This window comes from Marinobacter alkalisoli (assembly GCF_045449795.1).
In the GTDB taxonomy this organism is placed as follows: domain Bacteria; phylum Pseudomonadota; class Gammaproteobacteria; order Pseudomonadales; family Oleiphilaceae; genus Marinobacter.
Genome location: NZ_JBJJLB010000035.1, coordinates 1 through 4322 on the forward strand (window position 1 = coordinate 1; position 4322 = coordinate 4322).

5 protein-coding genes are annotated in these 4322 nt (G+C 52.4%); all 5 read right to left on the bottom strand.

The annotated features are described in order from the left end of the window. Positions 1-427: 427 nt before the first annotated feature. Entirely contained in the window at positions 428-763 is a 336-nt protein-coding gene (locus ACJO3M_RS16145) for a hypothetical protein (protein ID WP_407002416.1), read from the bottom strand. A 101-nt stretch (positions 764-864) separates the two neighbouring features. Further along, complete coding sequence (locus ACJO3M_RS16150; protein WP_407002417.1) at positions 865-1326, bottom strand: hypothetical protein; 462 nt, start codon at positions 1324-1326, stop codon at positions 865-867. A gap of 99 nt (positions 1327-1425) precedes the next feature. Continuing rightward, complete coding sequence (locus ACJO3M_RS16155) at positions 1426-1755, bottom strand: DHCW motif cupin fold protein (RefSeq protein WP_407002418.1); 330 nt, start codon at positions 1753-1755, stop codon at positions 1426-1428. Positions 1756-1844: 89 nt separating this feature from the next. Further along, a complete protein-coding gene (locus ACJO3M_RS16160; RefSeq protein ID WP_407002419.1) occupies positions 1845-2459 on the bottom strand; it encodes a hypothetical protein in 615 nt (204 codons plus the stop codon). 213 nt (positions 2460-2672) lie between these two features. Then, a complete protein-coding gene (locus ACJO3M_RS16165; protein WP_406999717.1) occupies positions 2673-4244 on the bottom strand; it encodes a transposase in 1572 nt (523 codons plus the stop codon). Between the last annotated feature and the right edge of the window lie 78 nt (positions 4245-4322).

Consider the following 4322-nt stretch of genomic DNA (forward strand, 5'->3'; position numbering starts at 1 on the left):
AAAAAATGCCCGAATTATCTGGGCACTACTGATGAACCAGACAGAGTTTAAAACACAGCCCGTGTCGGGCTGATAACCGAGCAACAACGACAGGCAGAACACGCCTGCCAGCCGAGTCTTGCAACGGCAAGCGATGACGGAACGGTCAGACCGAGAGTGATAGAGCCTGTTTAGCTCAGCGGCTGTCAAAAGCCGACTAACGAATGAGGCCATCGCTCACACGCATCATCATCCTGGCCCGGGCAGAAGTGCCCACAAAGAGGCCGAATGTAGAGCTGCAGTCTCAAACCGCTTCGGATTCAAATGGCGTTGCTTGACCGCAGGGGGAGTCCATGTAGCTGAGGTAACCGGCGCCGGAGCGCCAGCGGAGGGAACCAAAAGCGGTACGCTTTTGGCGTGGACTTCCCCCAATGGTTATGTGCTTGATCTACGAGGCACATGGTTGAAGCGAAAAAATGAAAAGCCCAAACCATACATTACCAAGCAATATCAGCAATTTGATTGCTCCCCGAGCAAACGCGGGAATATTTTGATAGCAGTATAAATAGCCAATGACCACCCATTGCACAGCCAGCCACACAGCTGAGAAATACAAAATGCCTTGGTGGCACTCTATGTCAGAGGCTGTGTAATAGGCATACCACCACCCCGAAACCATACCCGTGATGAGAAGCACGAGAATCGCGCAAGACAGCAGATTCCGCCAACGCGGGTACTCCGTGCTTAAAAGCTTTTCCTTCGCTTCGGTCAAATTTTTGGCCATTCAAATCTCTTCACGAACTGCCACATAACGCCGCTCAGCATGCACGGCTACGAAATGAAGGCGAAGCCTCAATGCAGTAGCCGTCGATGTGAGTGGCCTGGTTATGTTTTTGAATACGGTTTGCCACCGTTTACCGTAGGCCCACCATATACTTTGACATGGTTTATAAGCCTGCCATTTTCCGACTGTTGTTCAGAAGACAACTCATTGCCGCGCCACAACAGTAGCGTCCGGCGGCCATCGACCGTGAACTGCTGCGACTTGTTAAGAGCCGAAGCACCTGAACATATTCTAGCGGCACTGGACTCGGCGAGGCTTCCCACCAAGATCAGAGAACCCAGTATGGGAACGCCAAGAAAGAGATACAGCCCTGCCCAACTCATATTCCTAAGTATGTGAGTTGCATCGAACGCCAAGAGCAGCCCATGCTGCAGCACAACCGGCATCTGCAAAATAATATGTTTTCCTTTTGGATCGCTGATGAATTGCGCCCAAACCACGCAGCCAAGTGAAGCAACCAGGTAAAGAGAGCAGAGAACTATCCCTGTTTTGGTGATCCGCATACTTTTCTATGGCCTCTTAACGCCCCCCATCCGTGTGCATCACGAATACGGACGATGCGCAGGTTATGGCATCCGGTGCATGGCCTGATTATGTGATTTTCAATCCACGACGAAGAGCTTTGCGCCCCGCTCGGTCGAGGACCGATGAAGCTCAGCGTTGTCCGCCACCTGATAGCTCGAACCCGGCTGGAGAACAAAGCAACGCCCGTCCTTTAACTCAGTGTGGAGCTCACCTTCCAGGCAGAGCAGAATGTGCCCTTTGGCGCACCAATGATCGGCCAGATAGCCGGGACTGTACTCGACCATACGAACCCGGATATCGCCGAATGTGCGGGTCTGCCAATAAGCAACTCCCTGTTCACCTGTGTGTTCGGTCTTCTCAACTTCAGACCAGTCAGTAATCCCAAAGGGTAGATCCCTAATGTCCAAATTGCTTCTCCTTAAGCACATAACGCCCGGCTCACGCGCCGGTTTGGAGCCGCAAAGCGGCGGAAAATCGGTCGCCGTGCAGCCGATTGTTAGGGCTTGACTGGCCAACGATGCAACCCCCATTTTAATTCACCGTTCTCTACTCTACGACCACCACACCTAGGATAACCTGGGGGAACACATGCGATATTTTGCATTGAAGCCTGAATCTCAAAGCGACCAAAGATACCTTTTAGCTTATTATGCTCAGGGTTTAGTTCGAAAAGAGAGAAATAGATCAGCTCGCCAAGCGATTTGCATAGCCATTCTTCAACTTCCTCATCTTCACCCAAAGGAGTAGTGAAGGTTATTGATTCTGCCATTTCTTTAAGGCTGGCGTACTGTCTTATAGACCAACTACAGAACTCAAGAATATCGTCTGCATAGCACTGATCAATAACATAATCCATATCCTCTTTAGGAACGGACTCCTCTTCTTCGTCTGAAATTTGATCGTATAAAAATTTAGCCGCTAGGCTTCCAAGCTTATGAACAACAAGACCGGGGTGTTCACCACTACCGCCACCAAGAATAAGATTATCTGGAGTAGCACTAAAGTCATAGCCACCCCATTTATCTCCCTCAATAACTTGGAGCGGACGATAAATAGGAAGATATCCTAATGATCCAATATATTCGTGATCGTAAGAATCAATATAACTCATAAGCTTCCAACTTTGATGGCCCTAACGAGGCTGTAGAAAAACTCGATTTCGAGCCGTCCCCAGCGCCTGGTTCCTAAAATTTTTGTAGCGGCCATCCGCTAGCCGATGATCGCGACTCCGCTGTTCAGCCATTAGTTTCGGCCGATTTGGCGCTGCCAGCGCCGGTATTGCTGACTTCCAGAAGCCCCATTTCCGGCTCTTCTGGTCCCTGCATCACGCGGCTAACCGCCCGTAATTCGCCAGCTTCTCAATATTGTGCACTAGGCAGTATAGCTGCCACTGGCCCTGTACCTTCTTCTTACCTCTCAGGCTGAAGCGGTTCAGCCGCTTCGTGGTACCAATATTGCCGAACACCGGCTCGACCACTGACATGCGATGACTGTAGATTTCCTTGCCCTGCGGGCTATCCACTCGGTGCTTCATCCAGTCGGTGTAGTTGGGCAGGCGCTTGTTCTCGATGGTGAACGAGACTTGCCTGCCAGAGCCTTTTCGGTGGTCGGCGGAGGCCGGATTCTGCATACATTGATGCTTCTTGGGGCAGTGTCGGCATTGCAGCAAACGCCCTTCGAAGTGCACCCGGATTTTGCCATTCTCGGCTTCGCGTGTGCCCTGATAACTAATGGCGTTACCCGCCGGGCAGATGCACGTCAGGTTCACTGGATCGAACTGGAATTCACTGGCCGGGATGGTTTTCTTCCAGCCTGTATCCGGCAAATTCTGATGGCGTTTGCCGTACTTGTCTTTCTGGTTCTGGAACTTCGGATCCCGGCTGCGGAACCGGTTGTCTGGCACGTAGCCGTTGATCTGCCGTTCGTGCAGATACTTCATATTGGCTTCGTTGGCGAAGCCGGTGTCGGCGGTGACGACCGTGCCTTGTTGGTAGATGCTCTCGGCGATGCCCAGCTTTTTGTAACGGGCTTCGACGGTTTCCAGTACCGGCTGTAGAGTGTGGTGTTCCTGGCCTTCGCCAAAGGCCTGGGCATCAATGATCACCTGGTGTTTCTTGTCCACCGTGGCCACGCCGTTATAGCCCTGGATCGTGCCCTTGCTGGTGGTCATCTTGGCGCTTTCGTTATCCGTCAGGTTGCTCTTCACTTCCTTGCTCCGCTTTCCCCGGCCCATCCTTGGGCGGTTCGTCTTTAGGAAGCGGTCCACTTTGTTCATGGCTTCATCCAGCGAGAGGATGGTGTTCGCCCGACGGATATCCCGATCCAGTTCGGCCTCAGTTTCCGCCTCATCCCGCTCGTAATGCTCCTTCAAGTGGTGACGGATCAGTCGTCGCAGTTTCTCTCGTTTCTCACCCAACTCTTTAAAGGTGCCCGACCATTCCTTGGCGGCGTTGGAGGACATCTTGCAGCCGTCGATAGCAAAGAGTTCGTTGCCCAGAAGACCCTGTTCATGGCACACCAGCAGTACCTGCTCGAACAGCTCTTCAATCTCGCCGGAATGGCTGCTGACAAACTTGGCCAATGTCGTGAAGTGAGGAACGGTATCGCAGGATAGTGCCTTGAAGATGATGTTGGTCTCGCAGCACCACTGCATCTCACGGCTGGAGGTGATGCCTTTGGAGTAGGCAAACAGGATGATCTTCAGCAGGATGGCCGGATCGTAAGCCAGCCGGCCGGTGTCTTCGTTGCGGTACTTGGGGTGGAACACCGACAGGTCCAGCTTGTGTTCGATCAGGTAGTGCACCGCGTGTTCAAAGGTGCCGGGTTGAAGCTGTTCCTGGTAGTTGATCACGACCATGGCATCCTGGTCGTAGTTGTAATGCTTGAAGCGGGGCATGCCAACGACTCCTTGTCCGTTTGCCTGATCCTACCAAACCGAAGCGGTGATTTCGGGGTTTTTCTACAGCCTCAACGC